This is a genomic window from Sphingomonas sp., assembly GCF_035998645.1.
Classification (GTDB): Bacteria; Pseudomonadota; Alphaproteobacteria; order Sphingomonadales; family Sphingomonadaceae; genus Sphingomonas.
Genome location: NZ_DASYHL010000003.1, coordinates 909,502 through 927,828 on the forward strand (window position 1 = coordinate 909,502; position 18,327 = coordinate 927,828).

The following is an 18,327-nucleotide window of genomic DNA, read 5'->3' on the forward strand; positions in this document are numbered from 1 at the left end:
CAAAAGTCGCTTATTTGGCGTCTTCGGCGGTCTTGGCGACCGTGTCGCCAGCCGACTCTACGTCACGACCCAGTCCTTCGACCGTGTTGCAGGCCGAAAGGGCGAGGCCACCGGCGAGTATCGCCATCGTCAAAATCTTGCGCATGGTAATTCTCCGTTTCGCATTCGTGCGAAGGAGAAATGCCCGGCACGCGACTTCGTTCCGCGTGTGATTTGAATGAGATGGGAGTCGTCGCTGAGACGAATAAGGCCCGGAAGCGTCACCGGGGGGGGGAGGGGTAGACGCTTCCGGGCCTGTGTCGTGGATAGCGAGAGCGGGGGGGCAAAAGGTCACTATCCGAAGTAAAAAACGTCGAACCTGATCCGGGGTTCCAAAGCGCGTGAATTTTTTTCGGGTTTTTTTTTGGCCGGCCGTTCGGTGCCGCCGTGCGGGCGCGTTTAGGTGCGGCCGGTGATCGCGATGGTGAGTTCGAATGCGCCGATCAGCGGATCATGATGCAATTGCGAGCGCAGCTGGCGGACCAGCCCGCCGATCACGCGTCCGTAGCGATGCTCGTACAGCGAGGCGAATTCGGGAGAGTCGGCCAGCGCGGCGGAGCTGATGCGCAGCGTCGCGCTGTCGGGCTTGGCCGCGTCGGTCTGGGTCGAGATATTGATCTGCGCACCCGGCGACGCCAGCATTGCCAGCTCGACGATCTCGGTGATCAGGAACGAGACCGCGACTGCAGCGTCCTGTGACACCAGCAGCGGTTCGATATTCAGCATGATGCCGACCGCGTTGCGCTCAGGCGCGGTGGCGCGGATGTTGGAGGCGAGTTCGCCGATGACCGAGCGGATCTCGATCCCGCGGGTATCTTCGAACCCGGCATAATGGTGGCGGTGAACGACCGCAAGCGCATCGACGCGGCGCTGGATCGAGGCATAGGCTTCGAGTGCGCCCGGCTCGACTGCGACGCGCGCGTGGAAGTTGATCAGGCTGGCGATGACCTGAAGGTTGTTCTTGACCCGGTGATGCACCTCGCGCGTCAGCTTGGTCTGGCGCGACAGGCCTTCGGCGAGATCGCGTTCATGGAGCTGCACCGTCTGGCTCAATTCGCGGAAGGTATCGCCGAGCGCACGAATCTCCTGCGCTGGGATGTCGCTGCCCGCGATCGGATCAATCATTTCGCCGGGCTGATACGCCTCGACCGTCGTGCGTAGCTGTCGCAGCGGACGGATCAGCAGCCGGTCGACCACGAACCAGGCGATCGCGGCGGCCAGGAACCACATCAGGAAGGGTGAGAGGGCGGCAATGACGGCGGAGGACGTCACCGGTGCGCTCGGCACGGTCATCTGCAGTTGCAGATCCTCGATATCCAGATCGACGATCTGAGTCTCGGCCCGGGCGAGCGGGCCGGATGCGTCGAGTTCGCGCAGCACCACCGACCGGTCTGCGGCGATCAGGACCAGCGCGAAGTCGCCCGCCATTCCGGTGGGGGCCGCCGATTCGGCGAGGAAGCGGGTGGGGAAAAACGCGCGGGCGGTGTGTCCCGTTGGGCCAGTGACCTCCAGCTGTGCGCCGGTACCTGGGAGCAGGCGGATCGGTGAGGTTTCGGCGCCATCGACAGGCGTCGCGACTGAGGGAAGTGGCTGGCCGCACACCAGACGCTTGGCCGGGTCGAGCACGGCATAGCGGATCCCCTCCGCCGCTTGCGGTTCGAAGAGGCCGGCGAGTCGCCCGCAATTGGGCGCTTGGTCCGGCGTGGTGGGGAGGGCACTGCGCACCTCGCGCAGCTCCCATGCGAGTTCGCCACGCAACGAGCGGGCGGCCTCGCTGATGGCAATGCGCAACCGGGCTCGGACTTCCTGATCCGCAATCCGGGTGGTTTGAAGCGACGCGAGAAAGGCGATCAGCGCAAGCGGCAGCAACGCGCCGCTGAGGATCAGGAACACCTTGGCCCCAGTCGGCATTCGCGCAATTGCGGCCACGGGGCCAGCGCCGTTTCGACGCTTCAGCTCATCCCCGTCCATCGGCGCGGAGATCAGTCGAGCTTGCGGAGCAGGTCGAGCAGGTCGTCGGGAACGTCCTCACCAGCGGCATCCTGATACACGCGACGCAGCGCATCGCCGATATTGCGATCAGCCTGCGGCGCCGCCCCGCTTTTGCGCGGCGGTTGATCGCCGCTGGTTCGCGGCGGTGTTTTACTTTTATCGTCGGCCGAAAACACCTCGTCCCCCTGATTGCCCGGGAAATGGGCGGATGCACAAAAATATACGCGGCTGCAAGTCGCCAACTGTCCGATGTCCAGATCGTACAGCGGGGATGAAACCAATCCCAAGCTCGTTTGTTCCACAGGCGATGCGAAATCCGGGGAGGGGCTTCCTTTGGATCAGCATACGTCTTGTAATGCACCGATACCGTGGCGATACAGCCGGTATCGCCGAAGGAGAATATGTTCCCATGTCGCTTGGACAGCAGCTCGCGCCTCACCTCCCGTTTCTACGTCGCTATGGTCGCGCGCTCACCGGAAGCCAGACCGAAGGCGATCGTTATGTGCGCGCCACGCTTGAAGCGATTGTCGCTGCGCCTGAAGAATTTCCGCGCTCGGTCGATCCGCGATTGGGGCTGTATCGTACGTTTCAGGCGATCTGGGGCTCGACCCATCCTGACGCCGACCGCGACCCCGGCGATGTCGGGGTTCCGCATGAGAATGAAGCGATTGCGCGCGCCCGCCTCGCTCGCCTTGCACCGCGCTCGCGTCAGGCATTGCTGCTGACCGCAATGGAGGGGTTCACCAGCGAGGACACCGCTTATCTGCTCGATGAATCCGCTGATTCGGTCGAGGATCTGGTGTCGGAGGCGCTGTCGGAGATCGAGCGTCAGACGCGTGCGCGCGTTCTGATTATCGAAGACGAGCCGCTGATCGCGATGGACCTGGAAACGATCGTTCGCGATCAGGGGCATGACGTGACCGGTGTCGCCGTCACGCGCGACGAAGCCGTTGCGCTGGCGATGGAGGATCGTCCGGGTCTGGTGCTTGCCGATATCCAGCTCGCCGATGACAGCTCGGGCATCGATGCGGTCAAGGATATCCTGGCGCAGTTCAACGTGCCGGTGATCTTCATCACCGCCTTCCCGGAGCGCCTGCTGACCGGCGAGCGGCCTGAGCCGACCTTCCTGATCACCAAGCCGTTCCAGCGTTCGACGGTGAAGGCGGCGATCAGCCAGGCGCTGTTCTTCGATCAGGCGACCGTGCCGGCGACCTGATAGTTCCATTTCTTACGGACCTAAAACGGTTCTGGGGGGTTGTGGGGTCATGGCTGACCAAAACGACCCCCCCATTCATATCGACACTGATAGCGCGCGTGCCGGGGCGACCCCGCATATGACCCGCTACATCCTCGCCATCTCGCTGACGCTGATCGTGATCATCTTTGCGATCTTCCTGCTGATTTAATCGGCCGGGTTGGTAGATTGGGCCGACAGGGCTATCTTTAGAGGTGCAGCAGAACGCTGCGCCAGACGAACGGATTCCAATGAGCGACACCGACGATTACACGCAAGTGGAGCATGTTGCGCTCTCCGACCCCGAGTTCAAAAAGCAACTCGCGGTCGTGATTCCGCATTTGCGTGCGTTTGGCCGCTCGCTGTCGGGCAGCCGCGATCTTGCCGATGATCTGGTTCAGGAAACGCTGATGAAGGCATGGGCCGCGCGTCAGCGGTTCCAGGCCGGGACGAACATGCGCGCATGGACCTTCATCATCCTGCGCAACCTGTATCTCAGCCAGATGCGCCGCGCCCGCTTCAAGGGTGAGTGGGACGATCTGGTTGCCGATCGCATCCTCGCCGCGCCGGCGAGTCAGGATCGCCATGTCGAGCTGGCGGATATGCAGCGCGCCTTGCTGCACTTGCCGCAGCCACAGCGCGAGGCGCTGATTCTGGTCGGGGCGGGCGGCTTTGCCTATGAGGAAGCGGCCGAGATTTGCGGCGTCGCTGTCGGTACGATCAAGAGCCGCGTTGCGCGTGGTCGCGTTGCGCTCGAGGCGTTGATGAACGGCGGCACCCTGCCGTCGCGCGCGGACAGCGTGAGCGATGGGCGCAGCGCGCTCGACACGATCATGGACGAGGTGGACGAACTCAGCCGCGACTGACGCGGTTGCGTTCGTAGCAATCAACCGTGGCTGTCGCGCCCGCCGTGTTGATCTGCCCGGCTAAGCTGACTCAGCAACTCGCGCATATCGTCGGGCAGGTCGCGGTCGTCGGCATAGGTGTCGCGCAGCGCGAAGCCGATCGCGTCGGTCGTGCGTGGCGCTTCAACCCAATAGCCGCTATCGCGTTGCCCTGAGGGCGATCGAGGTGCTTTTGAACCCATGCGATACAGAACGTCTCCTTTCGCAATTTGTTGCTTGACAGGTCAGAAACTGTCTGATCACCAGCCGAAACGATAATCGCATGGCTGGATCCGATACCGAGATTGACGACGCGATCGCACGCGCCGCGCGCTATGCGCCGTTCCTGTCCCACCTGATCGAGCGCGAGCCGGCGTTGATCGCCGACATCGCAAATGCGGCGCGCGATCCCCTTAGCGCGGCGCGGATCGATGATCCCACCATGCCGCTGCCCCGGCGGCTGCGTTTCGAGCGGCGGCGGCTGGCGCTGGCGGCGGCGATCGGCGACCTTTCGGGGCAGCTCGATTTCGTCACGGTGACGCGCGCGCTGTCGGATTTCGCCGATTATGCGCTGGACGCTGCGATCAGGGGGGCGATCGTCGAGCGGGTGCCGGGGGCCGAGCCGCGCGGGCTCGCCGCGATCGCGCTGGGCAAACAGGGTAGCCATGAGCTCAACTACTCGTCCGACATCGACCCGATTTTGATCTTCGATCCCGCGACGCTGCCGCACCGCGAGCGCGATGCGGTGGAAGAGGCGGCGGTACGGATCGGGCGGCGCGTGGTGGAAATCCTGCAGGCGCGCGATGCCGATGGCTATGTGCTGCGGATCGACCTGCGCCTGCGCCCTTCGCCCGAGGTGACGCCGATCGTGCTGCCGGCCGAGGCGGCGATCAGCTATTATGAATCGCAGGCGCTGCCATGGGAGCGTGCGGCGTTCATCCGCGCGCGCGCGGCGGCGGGGGACTGCACGCTGGGGCAGGAGTTTCTCGATACGATCCGCCCGTTCGTATGGCGGCGCGCGATCGACTATGGGACGATCCGCGAGATCCGCGGCATTTCCCGCCGCATTCGCGACCATCATGCGCAGGGCCAGGCGTTCGGGCCGGGGTTCGACCTCAAGCGCGGGCGCGGCGGCATTCGCGAGGTCGAGTTCTTCGCCCAGATCCACCAGCTGATCCATGGCGGGCGCGATCCCGCGCTGCGGGTGCCGGCGACGCTCGACGCCCTCGCGGCGCTGGCGGCGGCGGGGCGAATCGATGCGGGTGCGGCGGCGCAACTGCGCGAGGCGTATATCCTGTTCCGGACGATCGAGCACCGCGTGCAGATGATCGACGATCGCCAGACCCACACCTTGCCAAATGGCGAGGCGCTGGATGCGGTCGCGCGGTTGCACGGGCTCGCTGGTGGCGGCGACCTGCTCGACCTGTTGCGCCCGCATGTCGAGGCCGTCGGGCGGATCTACGATGCGCTTGACGGTGATGAGGGCGGGCGTGGTGCGACGGGGGCGGCGGTGGCCGAGGCGGGGCTGGCCGAAGCCGGATTTGCCGATCCCGCAGGCGCGACGCGGCTGATCGAGGGATGGCGCAGCGGACGCTATGCCGCGCTGCGGAGCCCCCCGGCACAGGCGGCGATGGAGGCGGCACTGCCTCCGCTGATTGCCGCGATCGGCAAGTCGCCCGATCCTGGCGCGGCGCTGGCGCGGCTCGACACGATCCTCTCGCGGCTGCCGACCGCGCTCAACCTGTTCCATCTGCTTGAGGCGCGACCGACGCTCGCACGGCTGCTGGGCACGATTCTGAGCCACGCGCCGACGCTGGCGGATGCGCTGGCCCGGCGGGTCGATCTGCTCGACGGGCTGATCGATGCGAGTGCGCTGGCGCCGGTGGGGTCGGTCGCGGAACTGGCCGGGGACATGGCGCGGCGTGAGGCGGGGGACGATTATCAGCGGCTGCTCGACCATGTTCGCCAGATCGTCGGCGAGAAGCGCTTTGCGCTGGGCGCGCAGATTGTGGCGGGGGCGAGCGACCCGCTCGATGTCTCGGCCGGTTATGCGCGCGTGGCGGAGGCCGCGCTGGCGGTGCTGGCCGAGGCGACGGTCGCGGAGTTCGCGGTGCGGCATGGGAGCGTGCCGGATAGCGAACTGGTGATCCTCGCGCTGGGGCGCTTCGGTGGCGGGGCACTCACCCATGCCAGCGACCTCGACCTCATCTTCCTGTTCACCGGCGATCACCTTGCCGAGTCCGACGGCGAAAAGCCGTTGGGCGCAGTTACCTATTATAACCGACTTGCGCAGCGCGTGATCGCGGCGCTGTCGGTCGCGACGGCGGCGGGGGCGCTGTATGAGGTCGACACAAGGCTGCGTCCGTCGGGAGCGCAGGGGCCGCTGGTGGTCTCGCTCGACGGGTTTGCCCGGTACCAGCGCGAAGAAGCATGGACGTGGGAGCATATGGCGCTGACCCGCGCGCGCACCGTGTTCGGATCGGCGGCGGGGCGTGAGGCGGTGGCGGCGGTGATCGCTGGCGTGCTGTCGGGCGACCGGCCGCAGCGCGATATCGCGGCGGAGGCGGCGAAGATGCGTGCCGATATGGCGGCGCACAAGCCGCCCAAGGGGCCGCTTGACGCGAAGCTGTTGCCGGGTGGTCTGGTTGACCTGGAATTCGCGGTCCACACGCTCCAGCTGGTGCACCGCACCGGCTTCTCGTCAGGGTTGCGCGCGGCGGTCGATGCGCTGGCGGGGCAGGGGCTGTTGCCCGAGACGATCGGGCCGGCGCATGATTTCCTCACGCGCCTGCTGGTGACGCTGCGGCTGGTGGCGCCCGATGCCCAGCCGCCGGGCGAGGCCACGCGCGCGATGGTCGCGCACGCGGTCGGTGCGGCGGAATGGCATGATGTGGTTGCGTCGCTCGACCAGCATCGGCAGGAGGTCGCCACGGCCTGGGTCGCGGCGGCGCAGGCGCAAGGGAGCTGACGATGCGGATTGAGGAAGGCGACAAGATTCCGGCGGTCGAGCTGATCGATCTCGACGGCAATGGCTTTCGGCTGGACGGGATGATGGGGGCGCCGCTGGTGCTCTATTTCTACCCCAAGGACGACACCGCCGGCTGTACCCGCGAAGCGCAGGATTTCAGCGCGTTCAAGAGCCAGTTCGATGCGCTGGGCGTCCGCCTGCTCGGCGTGTCGCGCGACGGCACGATCAAGCATCAGAAGTTTGTCACCAAATATGACCTGACCGTCCCGCTCGCGACGGACCCCGATGGCAAGGCGCTGGAGGCGTTCGGGTCGTGGGTCGAGAAGTCGATGTACGGCAAGAAATATATGGGGATCGACCGGTCAACCTTCCTGTTCGACGCCGATGGCGCGCTGGTCCGCGCGTGGCGGAAGGTACGCGTGCCAGGCCATGTGATCGAAGTGCTGGAGGCCGCGAAGGAGCTCCAGGGCGCGTGACCCAGACGGTAGCCGGGGCGGCGCGGGCGGTGCTCGCTGCCGCCGATCCGCTGGCGAAGGTCGCCGCCGCGCGGCGTGCTGCACGGGAGTGGCGGCTGGGACGGCTGGACTTCGCGTTCGACGTGGCAATGCCCGACGAGCCTGCGCGTCCGGCTATCCCGGAATTGCTCCCGCCCAATCGCATGCCCAAGCGCGGCAAGGGGTCGGCGCATGGGCGGATCGCGCTGATCCATGCGCTGGCGCATATCGAATTCGTCGCGATCGACCTTGCCTTCGACATGGTCGGGCGGTTCGGCGGGCAGTTTCCGCGCGCCTTTACCGACGATTGGATGAAGGTCGGCGCGGATGAGGCGATGCATTTCGCGCTGCTCGACCGGCGGCTCAAACAGCTGGGCAGCCATTATGGCGAAATGCCCGCGCATGCCGGGCTGTGGGAGGCCGCGGTCGCGACGGCGGGCGATGCGGCGGCGCGGCTGGCGGTCGTGCCGATGGTGCTGGAGGCGCGCGGGCTGGACGTGACGCCAGCGACGATCGCGCGGTTCAAAGCGGCGGGCGACCTGCCAACTGCGGCGATTCTGAGCCGGATTTTTAACGACGAGATCGTCCATGTCGCGGCGGGAACCCGCTGGTTCGAATCGCTGTGCACCGCGCGGGGGATCGATTCGCGTCAGGAGTGGCGCGCACTGCTCGGTCGTTACTTTGGAGGAACGGTTAAGCCTCCGTTCAACGACTCGGCGCGCGAGTCAGCCGGTCTGACGCGCGACTATTACGAAAGCCTTGCCGTGCCGGGCCCGATCAGTCTCTAACCCAATGCGTCGGATGCGGAGGGGCTGCTTCCAGACGTGATTGCTAAACAAGGGCGTGTGCCAGGGTAATGGCGCGTGTCTGTGGTTGCCGGGGACTCATGGTCAGCACTGCACTCAACGCCAATTTCGTCGCGCGGTTCCGCGATCTCTTCACGACCCGTGATTTCATCTTCCATGATGGTCGCGACCTCAAGCGCTTCAGCGTCGCGGGCCGGACCCAGGCGATCCTCGCCGGTGTCGCCGCGATCACCGTCACCTTTTCTGCCTATGGTGTGTCGCAGGCCGCGTTCGGCGCGATCATGGCGACCGGCGTCGCCGGTACCGCAGCGACCCCCGAAGCGCGGATGGAAAAGATGCGCGCCGAGATGACCCGGCTCGAAGCCGATGTCGCCGCCATCAAGGAAGCCGCCAAGGTCCACGCCGCGCGCGTCGAACAGCGCCAGAAGATCATTGCCGGTGTTCTGAACGGCAAGGGTTCGCCCGCCGATGTCGGTCTGCCGATCGAGAACGTCTCGTTCGATGCCGACAGCGCGATGGCGCGTGAGGTTCTCGCACCGCTGCGTCAGGTCGAGGCGCGTCAGGCGCAACTGGCCGCCAAGGCGCAGCGCACCGCACAGATCCGCCTGCATCTGACCCAGCAGCAGCTGCGCAAGATGGGGATCCAGCCCGAGCGTTATGTCGGCGGCGGCATGGGCGGCCCGTTCGAGGCAGCGCCCGAGGGTGCTGCCGCAGCAGGCGAAGCGAGCGGCGACGCGCAGTTCCGCTCGCTGTTCCAGACCTGGCAGAAGCTCGACGTGCTCGAGCAGTCGGTTATCGCCATTCCCTCGCTCCAGCCGGTCGAGAATATGCGGCTGACCAGCAGCTTCGGCGTCCGCTCCGACCCGTTCCACGGCACCGCCGCAATGCACGCCGGCATCGACATTCCCGGTCCGGTCGGCACGCCGATCTACGCGACCGCCGATGGCGTGACGGGCCGCACGGGTCGCTTTGGCGGCTATGGCAACCTCGTCACCCTCAACCATGGCAAGGGCATCGAGACCCGTTACGGCCATCTGTCGAAGATCCTGGTTGCGCCGAACACTCGCGTGCGTCGCGGCCAGCTGATCGGCCTGATGGGCTCGACCGGCCGCTCGACGGGCAGCCACCTCCATTACGAAGTGCGCGTCGACGGCAAGGCGGTGAACCCGATGCCGTTCATGCAGAATGCCAGCGTGATCGAACAGGTTGAGCAGAGCGCAGCACGGCTTCAGATGACCGCAGTCGGCGGCAACTGATCCAGACGAGATAACAGGAGAGGGACGGGGCCGCACCGGGACAACCGGGCGGCCCTTTTCCGTTTTAGTTGCGGCGCAGCCCGTGCGCGCCTATCTGCCCTGTATGGCAACCGCGCTTTCCCAAGAGATTGGCCTCACCCCCGCCGCCGCCGCACGCGTTGCCGCGATTGCGGCGAAGCAGGGCAAACCTGCAACGCTGCGCCTGTCGGTCGAGGGCGGCGGGTGTTCTGGATTTCAGTACAAGTTCGAGCTGGCCGATGCGCCAGCAGACGACGATGCGATCGCACAGACCGATGGCGTGACGTTGCTGGTCGATTCGATCAGCCTGGATCTGGTGCGCGGCGCCAGCGTGGATTACGTCGAATCGCTGGGTGGCGCGGCGTTTCGCGTGACCAATCCGCTTGCCGCGTCGGGCTGCGGCTGCGGCACCAGCTTCGCCGTCTGATCGCGCCTTGAAGATCGTCAGCTACAATGTGAACGGGATCAAGGCGCGCCTGCCGCGCCTGATCGAATATCTGAACGAGCAGCAGCCAGACGTGGTCTGCCTGCAGGAGTTGAAATCGGCGGACGAGGGCTTTCCCGAGGCGGATATCCGCGCCGCGGGCTATGGCGCGGTGTGGCACGGGCAAAAGGGCTTCAATGGCGTCGCGATCCTCGCCAAGGGCACCGATCCGATCGAGCGCCAGCGCGGGCTGGCGGGCGAGCCCGAGGACGAGCATAGCCGCTATATCGAGGCCGAGGTGAACGGCGTGGTGATCGCGTCGATCTACCTGCCCAATGGCAACCCGGTTCCGGGTCCGAAATTCGACTATAAGCTGCGTTGGATCGAGCGACTCTCGGCGCATGCGCGCGACTTGCTCGCCGAGGAGCTCCCGGTGGTGCTGGCGGGCGATTACAACGTCATCCCCAATGACGATGATGTCTATTCGGTCCGGGCGATGGCGGACGATGCGCTGATGCAGCCGGAATCGCGGCAGGGATATCGCGCGCTGCTGGCCCAGGGGTGGACCGACGCGCTGCGCACCCGCTTCCCGGCGGGGCGCGTGTGGACCTTCTGGGACTATCAGGCGGGCGCGTGGCAGCGCGATGCGGGGTTCCGGATCGACCATTTGCTGCTCAGCCCGATTGCCGCCGATCACTTTGCCGATGCGGGTGTCGACAAGGACTATCGCGGCCGCGAAAGGGCCAGCGACCACGCGCCGACTTGGGTGAAGTTGCGCGCCTGAAACGATTGCGCACTATTGGCGCGAATTCCCAATCTTCAGTGAAATATTTCCGCATTGTCGCATTTGTGACAAGCTAAGTCATTGAAATATATGAGTACGAGTGTTTGGCATGACTAATGCACTAACACAGGCACGGGTAGAGCAGAGCAGCCAGCCGGCCCGCAGCCCCCAAGCCAAAGAGGACCAAGTCATGCGTCAGATCATCGCCACCGCCGCCGCAGCCCTGGCAGTAGTCACCGCCGTCCCCGCGATGGCCCGCGATACGGCACCGGCGCCGTCGAACCCTGCTTCCACGACTGAAGCCCCCGCGCCCAAGGCCAATACCCGCTACTGCGTCACGGACAAGACGACCGGATCGCGCCTGGCCAGAAAGACCTGCAAGACCCGTGCGGACTGGATCGCGGACGACAATTTCGACCCCCTCGCGCCGCAGCGCTGACGAGGGCGCGGCCCGCGGCGTCCCCTATAGCCGCGGGCCGCATTCTCTCTCGGTCGGGTTATCCGAGTTCTTTCGCGTAGATTTGGTACACGCGGTTGACCTTGCTCTCGATCGTCTCGGCGATGGCATTCATCCCCTGATTGTCGTCGAGCACCCAGCCAATTTCGCCCCGGGTCGCGCCGAAATCGGCTAGCGCGTCGCGGCGGATATATTCGATCATCATGAAGGCGAGTTGGCTCGCCATGCGCGACCCCTGCAGCTTTTTGAGCACGCCCATCAACGGCACGCGCATCGTCCGCGCCTTGCCGCGATTGAGCCACCACAGCAATTTGGCCCAGCCGAACGGGAAAAGGTTGCCATTGAGCGGCCCGATCGCCTCGTTAAGGTCGGGTAGGGTGATCATGAACGCGACGGCCTCGCCGTCCAATTCGGCGATGCGGATCAGCTTTTCGAACACGATCGGCTTGAGCTTCTTGCCGACGTCGTCGATTTCGGGCGGGGTCAGCGGTACAAAGCCCCAATTGTCCGACCATGCATCGTTGAGGATGCCGAGGATGAGCGCAGCTTCCTCCGCGAAGCGCGATTTGTCGACGGTGCGGATGCGGATGCGGTCGCTCTTCTCACCCATCGCGATGATGCGCTGGACCAAGGGCGGGAATTCTTGGGTGATGTCGAGATCGTAGGTCTTGAGCTGTTTCACCGGCGCGAAGCCAGCATCTTCGATGTAGTTGCGATAGGCTGGCTTGTGGTGACCCATCATGACCGTCGGCGCATGGTCATGGCCCTCAATCAACAGCCCCGGTTCTTCCCAGATCGACAGCGAGATTGGCCCGACCACGCGGGTCATCCCCTTTTTGCGCAGCCAGTCCTGAGCGGTGTTGATCAGCGCGCGCGCGACCGTGTCGTCCTCAGCCTCGAACAGGCCGAAAAATCCGGTGCCGGGGCCAAAGCCTTGCTCGGCAGGCATTTCGAGCGCGAGCCGGTCGATATGCGCGGCGATGCGGCCGACCGGGCGACCATCGCGTTCGGCAAGGAACAGCTGCGCCTCGGCATGGCTGAACCAGCCATTTTTCTTGGGATCGATCGCGCCGGCGACCTCGCTGCGCAGCGGCGGCACCCAGTTCGGATCGCCGCGATTGAGGCGGTATGCGAGTTCGATGAAGTCGCGCTTGTCCGCCTTGCTGTTGACCGGGCGGATGGCGAGCGGGGCAATGGCCACGAAATGGCACCTTTCGTTGATTTGCGTCAATTCAGTCACGCCTTGGCGCGTGCAAGTCAACCGGATGCACGCATGCCATGGGGAGACTGTTGAAATGCCACGCAATGGCCACGATCTGTTGGCAATGCCTGTACCCATGAACAGTCTTGCCCTTGATGCGGCCGCGCAGGATCGCGCGACCGGTGCGCCAGTTCCGGCGGCGAAGATCCGTCTGTCCGGCATGGCCGATGACAAGGCGATGCTGCGCGCCGCGGCCGAGCTGACGCGCGATTTGCAGACGCCGAGCCCGCGCATCTACTGGACCGATTTCCTCGGTTCGGCTGCGGTCGGCTATGCCGCGCTCGCGGGCGCGATTCTGGCGCCGTCGCTGGGCTGGGCATTGGCCAGCGGTGTGCTGGCGGTGCTGGCGCTGTATCGCGCGAGCCTGTTCATCCATGAGATCACCCATCTCAAGCATTCGCTCCTGCCGGGATTCCGCGTGGGCTGGAACGTGCTGCTCGGCATCCCGATGATGCTGCCGAGCTTCATGTACGAGGGGATTCATACCATCCACCATACGCGCACCCGCTATGGCACGGTGGAGGATCCCGAATACTTGCCGCTGGCGCTGATGAAGCCGTGGACGCTGCCGGTGTTCCTGCTGGTGTCGACGCTGATGCCGGTCGGGTTGCTGCTGCGTTTCGGCGTGCTGGGGCCATTGTCGCTGCTGTCGAAGAAGCTGCGCCGTGTTGTCGTCGGCCGCTATTCGGGCCTGCAGATCAATCCGAAGTTCGAGCGCAAGTCCCCAGAGGGCGAGTTTGCCCGCCAGTGGCGCTGGCAGGAGATTGGCGCGAGCGTCGTTGCGGTGACGCTGATCGCCACGGTTGCGACCGGCGTGCTGCCGCTCAAGGCGTTCCTGACCTATATGGTCGTGATCTCGGGCGTTGCGGTGCTCAATCAGGTCCGCACCCTGGTGGCGCATCTGTGGGAGAATGAAGGCGAGCCGCTGACGGTGACCGCGCAATATCTCGACAGCGTCAACGTGCCGGGCGGATTCCTGCCCTATCTGTGGGCTCCGGTGGGCCTGCGCTTCCACGCGCTCCACCATCTGCTGCCGAGCCTGCCCTATCATTCGCTGGGTGAGGCGCACCGGCGACTGTCGGACGCGCTGGGGGCGGAGTCGACCTATCAGGGGGCGAACTACCCGACGCTGCGGGGGCTGATGGCGCGGCTGGCGGCGAGCACGATGAAGGTGCGGGTGGGCTAATCGCTCGGTTGTCGATGTCGAAATGGACGGGGCGGCGGGCGAATGCCTTGCCGCCCTTTTCGTCTGCCCGGGCTTGACCCGGGCCGGGGCTCTTCCCTTGAACGAGGCAGACAGCCCACCCCCGGGTCAAGCCGGGGGCGACAGTGGGAGGGTTATTCCTCGCTCTTGAGCAGCACCGCTTCGCCGATCATCGCGAACAGCAGGAATGGCGCCCAGGCGGCGAGGAAGGGCGGGTAGGCGCCGAGATTGCCCATCGCGAGCGCGAAATTGTCGGCGACGAAGTAGAGGAAGCCGAGACCCATCCCCATCACCGCGCGGACGAACAGCTTGCCCGAGCGCGCGATGCCGAACGCGGCGACGGCGGCGAGCAGCGGCATCAGGACGGCGGAGAGCGGGCCGGATAGCTTGTGCCACAATGCGCCCTCAAGCGCCTTGGTCGGGCGGCCGGCGGCGCGCAGGTCGTCGATCGCTTCGGACAAAGCGCCGAACGACATGCTTTCGGCATCGACACTGGACAGGGTGAACTGGTCGGGGCGGACGCCCTGCGCGACGACGACGCTGCCAAGCGGGGTGAGCTTGCCGGTCGCGACATCGAACCGGTCGGCCCCCTCGACGCGCCAGCCATTGCCTTCACGGCGCCCGATCTTTGCGCGCACCAGCGACTTCAGCACCGCGCCGTCGCGTTCATAGACGGTGACGCCGCCCAGGATCGCAGCATCGCCGCGGCCCTTGATCTGCTGGGCGTGGACGAGGTGGGTCCCGTCGCGGACCCAGACGTTGGAGCGGTCGCCGCGGTCGATCGGCAAGGCGCCGTAATCGACCTTCTTCCACGCGGCGAGCGTCGTGCTGGCGCGCGAGACGATCCGGTCGTTGAAGGTGAAGGAGATGATCGCCACGCCAAGGCCCGCGATCATCAGCGGCGCGAGCACCTGATGCGCCGACAGGCCCGAGGCCTTGAGCGCGATGATCTCGCTATTCTGGTTCATCGTGGTGAAGGTGATGATCGTGCCGAGCAGCACCGAGAAGGGCAGGAAGGTTGCGACGATCTGGGGCACGCGCAGGCTGACATATTGCCACACCTGCGCATCGCCATTGCCCGGATAGGCGAGAATGCGCCCGGATTCGCTGAGCAGATCGAGCGTCTGGAGGATTAGCACCAGCCCGAACAGGAAGGCGAAGGTGTTGATGAGGAACGACCGCGCCATGTAGAGCGACACGGTTTTCGACGGGAAGAAATCGGTGAGTGCGTGGATCATGCCGCGACCTTCCGCTTGCGCCGGCCGGGCAGATATTTCGCGATTCCCTTCCACGCCTTGGCAAAGAACTTCTCGAGCGCGCCGATCGGCTGTCCGCCGGGGACATAGGCGATCGTATAGTACATCCAGAGCACCAGCGCCGCGAAGATCAGGAACGGCCCCCACAGCGCGATCAGCGGGTCGATCCGCCCGAGGCTGCCGATCGACTGGGCGTATTCGTTGACCTTGTGATAGGTGACGATCATCACGATCGAAAGGAATACGCCGAGCGCGGAGGTCGATCGCTTGGGCGGAACGCCGAGCGCCAGCGCCAGCAAAGGCAGCAGGAACATCGTCGCGACCTCGACCACGCGGAAGTGGAAGGCGGAGCGGCTGGTGTCGCGTTCCGTTTCGGACTTGCTGTCGTCGCCGCCGATCCGCGCGAGTTCGGGCAGGGTCAGCTCGAGATTGCGTTCGCCGCGCTGCCGGAATTGTTCGAACTTGGGCAGGTCGATCGGCAGGTCATGCGCGTCGAACGTCAGCACGCGCGGCACGTCGAACTTCGGGCTCTGGTGGATCAGCGTGCCCTTCGTCAGGCGGAAGATGATGACGTCGGGATCGTCGGTGCGCAGGAACTGGCCCTTTTCCGCGGTCGCGGACACGATGTCGCCGCCGGGCGCGCGGGCGTTGACGAAGATGCCGGAGAGGTCGCGGCCTTCGTTTTTGCTTTCCTCGATCCGCAGCGTCATGCGGTCGCCCATATTGGTGAATTCACCGACCTTGATCGATGCGCCGAGCGCGCCGGTGCGCAGCTCGAACCGCAGCCCTTCATAATTGTAGCGGGCATAGGGCTGGATATAGCCGACGATCGCGAGGTTCAGTGCGGCTAGCGCGAGCGCGTACATGAAGGGGACGCGCAGCATCCGCCCATAGCTCATGCCGACGGCGCGCAGCACGTCGAGTTCGGACGTGGTGGCGAGGCGGCGGAAGGCGAGGAGGATGCCGAGCATCAATCCGATCGGAATGCCAAGGCCCAGATATTCGGGGAGCAGATTGGCGAGCATCTGCCACACCACGCTGACCGGCCCGCCCTCGCTTGCCACGAAGTCGAACAGCCGCAGCATGCGGTCGAGCACCAGCAGCATCGCGGAGATCAACAGCGTGGAGATCAGCGGGACCGCGATCAGGCGCGCCATGTACCGGTCGAGTGCGGTCATCGGGTTCGGTTCGCGCCTTCAAACAGATTAAGTGCCGGCCGGCCCGGCATGAACACCTCCGCTATATCGAAGGTTGCGCGTAAATCTAGGGTGTCACCGTATCGGCGGGTGCCTGCGACGCGATTGCGTCCGCCAGCGCCTGTTCCAGCGCTACCAATGTGAACGGCTTGCGCAGCACCGGGCGCCCGGCAAAGCGGTCCTGCTCTGCTTCCCCGGCATAACCGGTGACGTAGAGCACTGCGACCCGATCAAGCTGGGGTTCGAGGCCGGCGATCATCTCTGGCCCGGTCTGGCCGGGCATCAGCACGTCGGTCATGATCAGGTCGAGCGCGCGCAGGCCGGCGACGATGCGCGGCGCGGCGAGCGGATCTGGGCAGGCGATCGGGCGGTGGCCGAGCTCCTCAAGCGCCGCGAGCGTTGCGGAGAGGACGCGCGGGTCATCCTCGACGAGCAGGATGTCGAGCCCGCGATCAAGCTGGGCGCGGGGCGTCACCCGTTCCGGTGCTGTTGCCGCGACCGCATCCGCCGCGTGGCAGGGCAGGAGCATCGTCACCGTGGTGCCCGCACCGACGGTCGATTCGATCCGCACTGCGCCGCCGGACTGGCGGACGAAGCCGAAGATCTGGCTGAGGCCAAGCCCGGTGCCCTTGCCGACCGGCTTGGTGGTGAAGAAGGGTTCGAACACGCGGTTCATGACCTCTGGCGTCATGCCGGTGCCGGTATCGCTGACCGCGATGCTGACATAATCGCCGGGAGCGCAGTCGCCGTCGCTCTCGCCGTCGAGCGCCACATGGCCCGAAGCGATCACCATCGTGCCACGCCCGTCCATCGCATCGCGGGCGTTGACCGCGAGGTTGAGCAGGGCATTTTCAAGCTGGACCCGGTCGGCCCAGACATGCCAGCGCGTCCCTTCGCTGCGGGTTTCGATCGTGATGCCGTCGCTCAGGGTGCGGTCGAGCAGCACCGACATTCCCGCGACCAGCTCGGTCGGTTCGATCGCCTCGGGCGTCAGCGCCTCCGACCGGGCGAAGCCGAGCAGCTGGCGCGTTAGCGCGGCGGCGCGGTTGGCCCCTTCGCCGGCATTGTCGAGATGCCGCAGTGCATCGCTCGCGCCATCGGGCAGGTTGCGCCGGGCGAGTTCGAGCCCGCCCAGAACGACCGCGAGCATATTGTTGAAATCATGGGCGATGCCGCCGGTCAGCTGGCCGACCGCCTCCATCTTCTGAATCTGCCGCAGCTTTTCTTCGGCGGCGACGCGTTCGCGGGCTTCGGCCTGAAGTCCGGCGGTGGCGGCGGCGACGGCGGCCTCCAGCTCGACCGATCGTGCGCGCTGGGCATCGGCTTCTGCGGCGGCTGCGGCACGGTCGCGGATTGCGCGCAGGTTTAGCCAGCCGAGCGCGATTGCGCCAAAGGCCAGCAGCACACCGAAGATGGCGAGATTCCGCGTTTCCGCCGCTGCGTCGATCGCGGTGATCCGCGTCTGGTCGGTATGGCGGCGCAGCAGGGCGCGTTCAGTGTCGAAGATCGCGCCGGTTTCTCGCGACAAGGCGGCGAGATGGGGCGAGCGGCGCGCTTCATTGAAATAGGCATAGGCCGCTTCGTTTCGGCCGAAATTGGTGTTCTGCGCGACTTCGGCGAGTTCGAGCCCGCGGGCGTCATAGGCTTGCCTAAGCCGGGCGGAACGTGCCGCCTGCTCGCGATTGCCCTGGACGCGGCGCTGGAGGACGCCGAGCTGGCGACCGGCGCGGTTCCATTCCTCGACATAATCGCGCCCCACCGCGCGCTCCCCGGCGACGACGTAGCGGCCGAGTGTGGCTTCGGCTCGGGCTGCGGTGGCGGCGAAGCCCTGCGCCAGCACCATGATCTCGTAGCTGTCGGACTGGCGGGCGAGGGCGGCCTGGCGCTGGACGTCGGCAGTGCGCAGGTTGATCAGCAGCAGGACCAGCACCCCGACGCCGAGCAGCGCGACGACGATCATCAGCGCGGTGCGCCAATCCATCGCCGTTGCGCGGCGCATCAGTCGGGAGATGCTGCTCTCGCTCATCATCCGGTGTCTAGATGGCCATGGCCAG

19 protein-coding genes are annotated in these 18,327 nt (G+C 65.7%); 11 read left to right on the forward strand and 8 right to left on the reverse strand.

What is annotated here, in order from left to right; all coding sequences use genetic code 11:
- Positions 1 to 10: 10 nt before the first annotated feature.
- The 3 genes from VGN66_RS08270 to VGN66_RS08280 form a co-directional block, all read right to left on the reverse strand.
- On the reverse strand, positions 11 to 145 hold the full coding sequence (locus tag VGN66_RS08270) for an entericidin A/B family lipoprotein (RefSeq protein WP_327518359.1): 135 nt from the start codon (positions 143 to 145) through the stop codon (positions 11 to 13).
- A gap of 293 nt (positions 146 to 438) precedes the next feature.
- A complete protein-coding gene (locus tag VGN66_RS08275) occupies positions 439 to 1,950 on the reverse strand; it encodes a sensor histidine kinase (protein ID WP_327518360.1) in 1,512 nt (503 codons plus the stop codon).
- Between the two features lie 71 nt (positions 1,951 to 2,021).
- Positions 2,022 to 2,333 carry a NepR family anti-sigma factor gene (locus tag VGN66_RS08280; RefSeq protein ID WP_327518361.1) on the reverse strand — a complete coding sequence of 104 codons (312 nt, stop codon included), beginning with the start codon at positions 2,331 to 2,333 and terminating at the stop codon, positions 2,022 to 2,024.
- A gap of 107 nt (positions 2,334 to 2,440) precedes the next feature.
- On the opposite strand from VGN66_RS08280, the gene VGN66_RS08285 reads away from it, so the two are divergent.
- The 3 genes from VGN66_RS08285 to VGN66_RS08295 all read left to right on the forward strand — a co-directional run bounded on the left by VGN66_RS08285 (position 2,441) and on the right by VGN66_RS08295 (position 4,131).
- Positions 2,441 to 3,247: a response regulator gene (locus VGN66_RS08285; protein ID WP_327518362.1), complete on the forward strand. Its 807-nt coding sequence runs from the start codon at positions 2,441 to 2,443 to the stop codon at positions 3,245 to 3,247.
- Between the two features lie 49 nt (positions 3,248 to 3,296).
- Positions 3,297 to 3,437, forward strand: coding sequence for a hypothetical protein (locus VGN66_RS08290; RefSeq protein WP_327518363.1), 141 nt, complete (start codon positions 3,297 to 3,299; stop codon positions 3,435 to 3,437).
- 79 nt (positions 3,438 to 3,516) lie between these two features.
- On the forward strand, positions 3,517 to 4,131 hold the full coding sequence (locus VGN66_RS08295) for a sigma-70 family RNA polymerase sigma factor (RefSeq protein ID WP_224923489.1): 615 nt from the start codon (positions 3,517 to 3,519) through the stop codon (positions 4,129 to 4,131).
- Between the two features lie 20 nt (positions 4,132 to 4,151).
- On the opposite strand, the gene VGN66_RS08300 is transcribed toward VGN66_RS08295, so the two are convergent.
- Positions 4,152 to 4,352: a hypothetical protein gene (locus tag VGN66_RS08300; protein WP_327518364.1), complete on the reverse strand. Its 201-nt coding sequence runs from the start codon at positions 4,350 to 4,352 to the stop codon at positions 4,152 to 4,154.
- 80 nt (positions 4,353 to 4,432) lie between these two features.
- Between VGN66_RS08300 and glnE the strand changes: the two genes are divergently transcribed.
- The 7 genes from glnE to VGN66_RS08335 all read left to right on the forward strand — a co-directional run bounded on the left by glnE (position 4,433) and on the right by VGN66_RS08335 (position 11,338).
- Positions 4,433 to 7,117 (forward strand): bifunctional [glutamate--ammonia ligase]-adenylyl-L-tyrosine phosphorylase/[glutamate--ammonia-ligase] adenylyltransferase, encoded by a 2,685-nt coding sequence (glnE, locus tag VGN66_RS08305; RefSeq protein WP_327518365.1) that lies wholly within the window; start codon positions 4,433 to 4,435, stop codon positions 7,115 to 7,117.
- Between the two features lie 2 nt (positions 7,118 to 7,119).
- Entirely contained in the window at positions 7,120 to 7,593 is a 474-nt protein-coding gene (locus tag VGN66_RS08310; protein ID WP_327518366.1) for a peroxiredoxin, read from the forward strand.
- Positions 7,590 to 8,399 (forward strand): ferritin-like domain-containing protein, encoded by an 810-nt coding sequence (locus VGN66_RS08315; protein WP_327518367.1) that lies wholly within the window; start codon positions 7,590 to 7,592, stop codon positions 8,397 to 8,399. Before VGN66_RS08310 ends, VGN66_RS08315 begins: the two co-directional genes overlap by 4 nt.
- 98 nt (positions 8,400 to 8,497) lie before the next feature.
- Positions 8,498 to 9,673: a M23 family metallopeptidase gene (locus tag VGN66_RS08320; RefSeq protein WP_327518368.1), complete on the forward strand. Its 1,176-nt coding sequence runs from the start codon at positions 8,498 to 8,500 to the stop codon at positions 9,671 to 9,673.
- 103 nt (positions 9,674 to 9,776) lie between these two features.
- Positions 9,777 to 10,118, forward strand: a complete 342-nt coding sequence (gene erpA / locus VGN66_RS08325; protein ID WP_327518369.1) for an iron-sulfur cluster insertion protein ErpA — start codon at positions 9,777 to 9,779, stop codon at positions 10,116 to 10,118.
- 7 nt (positions 10,119 to 10,125) lie between these two features.
- Positions 10,126 to 10,899: an exodeoxyribonuclease III gene (gene xth / locus VGN66_RS08330; RefSeq protein ID WP_327518370.1), complete on the forward strand. Its 774-nt coding sequence runs from the start codon at positions 10,126 to 10,128 to the stop codon at positions 10,897 to 10,899.
- A gap of 190 nt (positions 10,900 to 11,089) precedes the next feature.
- A complete protein-coding gene (locus VGN66_RS08335; protein ID WP_327518371.1) occupies positions 11,090 to 11,338 on the forward strand; it encodes a hypothetical protein in 249 nt (82 codons plus the stop codon).
- Positions 11,339 to 11,396: 58 nt separating this feature from the next.
- Here the strand turns inward: VGN66_RS08335 and VGN66_RS08340 are convergent, their stop codons facing one another.
- Entirely contained in the window at positions 11,397 to 12,557 is a 1,161-nt protein-coding gene (locus tag VGN66_RS08340; RefSeq protein WP_327518372.1) for an N-acetyltransferase, read from the reverse strand.
- Between the two features lie 136 nt (positions 12,558 to 12,693).
- Between VGN66_RS08340 and VGN66_RS08345 the strand changes: the two genes are divergently transcribed.
- Positions 12,694 to 13,803 carry a fatty acid desaturase gene (locus VGN66_RS08345; protein ID WP_327518373.1) on the forward strand — a complete coding sequence of 370 codons (1,110 nt, stop codon included), beginning with the start codon at positions 12,694 to 12,696 and terminating at the stop codon, positions 13,801 to 13,803.
- Between the two features lie 152 nt (positions 13,804 to 13,955).
- Here the strand turns inward: VGN66_RS08345 and lptG are convergent, their stop codons facing one another.
- The 3 genes from lptG to VGN66_RS08360 form a co-directional block, all read right to left on the reverse strand.
- Positions 13,956 to 15,059: an LPS export ABC transporter permease LptG gene (gene lptG / locus VGN66_RS08350; RefSeq protein WP_327518374.1), complete on the reverse strand. Its 1,104-nt coding sequence runs from the start codon at positions 15,057 to 15,059 to the stop codon at positions 13,956 to 13,958.
- Positions 15,056 to 16,255, reverse strand: a complete 1,200-nt coding sequence (gene lptF, locus VGN66_RS08355) for an LPS export ABC transporter permease LptF (protein WP_327518375.1) — start codon at positions 16,253 to 16,255, stop codon at positions 15,056 to 15,058. The genes lptG and lptF overlap by 4 nt, the downstream gene beginning before the upstream one ends.
- Positions 16,256 to 16,340: 85 nt before the next feature.
- Entirely contained in the window at positions 16,341 to 18,299 is a 1,959-nt protein-coding gene (locus tag VGN66_RS08360) for an ATP-binding protein (protein WP_327518376.1), read from the reverse strand.
- Positions 18,300 to 18,327 lie beyond the last annotated feature (28 nt).

Coding starts and splice junctions, on each gene's coding strand:
- VGN66_RS08290 (WP_327518363.1), top strand. CDS start 3,297: ATGGCTGACCAAAACGACCCCCCCATTCATATCGACACTGATAGCGCG.
- VGN66_RS08300 (WP_327518364.1), bottom strand. CDS start 4,352: ATGGGTTCAAAAGCACCTCGATCGCCCTCAGGGCAACGCGATAGCGGC.
- VGN66_RS08345 (WP_327518373.1), top strand. CDS start 12,694: ATGAACAGTCTTGCCCTTGATGCGGCCGCGCAGGATCGCGCGACCGGT.
- erpA (WP_327518369.1), top strand. CDS start 9,777: ATGGCAACCGCGCTTTCCCAAGAGATTGGCCTCACCCCCGCCGCCGCC.
- VGN66_RS08295 (WP_224923489.1), top strand. CDS start 3,517: ATGAGCGACACCGACGATTACACGCAAGTGGAGCATGTTGCGCTCTCC.
- lptF (WP_327518375.1), bottom strand. CDS start 16,255: ATGACCGCACTCGACCGGTACATGGCGCGCCTGATCGCGGTCCCGCTG.
- VGN66_RS08360 (WP_327518376.1), bottom strand. CDS start 18,299: ATGAGCGAGAGCAGCATCTCCCGACTGATGCGCCGCGCAACGGCGATG.
- VGN66_RS08310 (WP_327518366.1), top strand. CDS start 7,120: ATGCGGATTGAGGAAGGCGACAAGATTCCGGCGGTCGAGCTGATCGAT.
- VGN66_RS08335 (WP_327518371.1), top strand. CDS start 11,090: ATGCGTCAGATCATCGCCACCGCCGCCGCAGCCCTGGCAGTAGTCACC.
- VGN66_RS08320 (WP_327518368.1), top strand. CDS start 8,498: ATGGTCAGCACTGCACTCAACGCCAATTTCGTCGCGCGGTTCCGCGAT.
- lptG (WP_327518374.1), bottom strand. CDS start 15,059: ATGATCCACGCACTCACCGATTTCTTCCCGTCGAAAACCGTGTCGCTC.
- VGN66_RS08270 (WP_327518359.1), bottom strand. CDS start 145: ATGCGCAAGATTTTGACGATGGCGATACTCGCCGGTGGCCTCGCCCTT.
- glnE (WP_327518365.1), top strand. CDS start 4,433: ATGGCTGGATCCGATACCGAGATTGACGACGCGATCGCACGCGCCGCG.
- VGN66_RS08275 (WP_327518360.1), bottom strand. CDS start 1,950: ATGCCGACTGGGGCCAAGGTGTTCCTGATCCTCAGCGGCGCGTTGCTG.
- VGN66_RS08285 (WP_327518362.1), top strand. CDS start 2,441: ATGTCGCTTGGACAGCAGCTCGCGCCTCACCTCCCGTTTCTACGTCGC.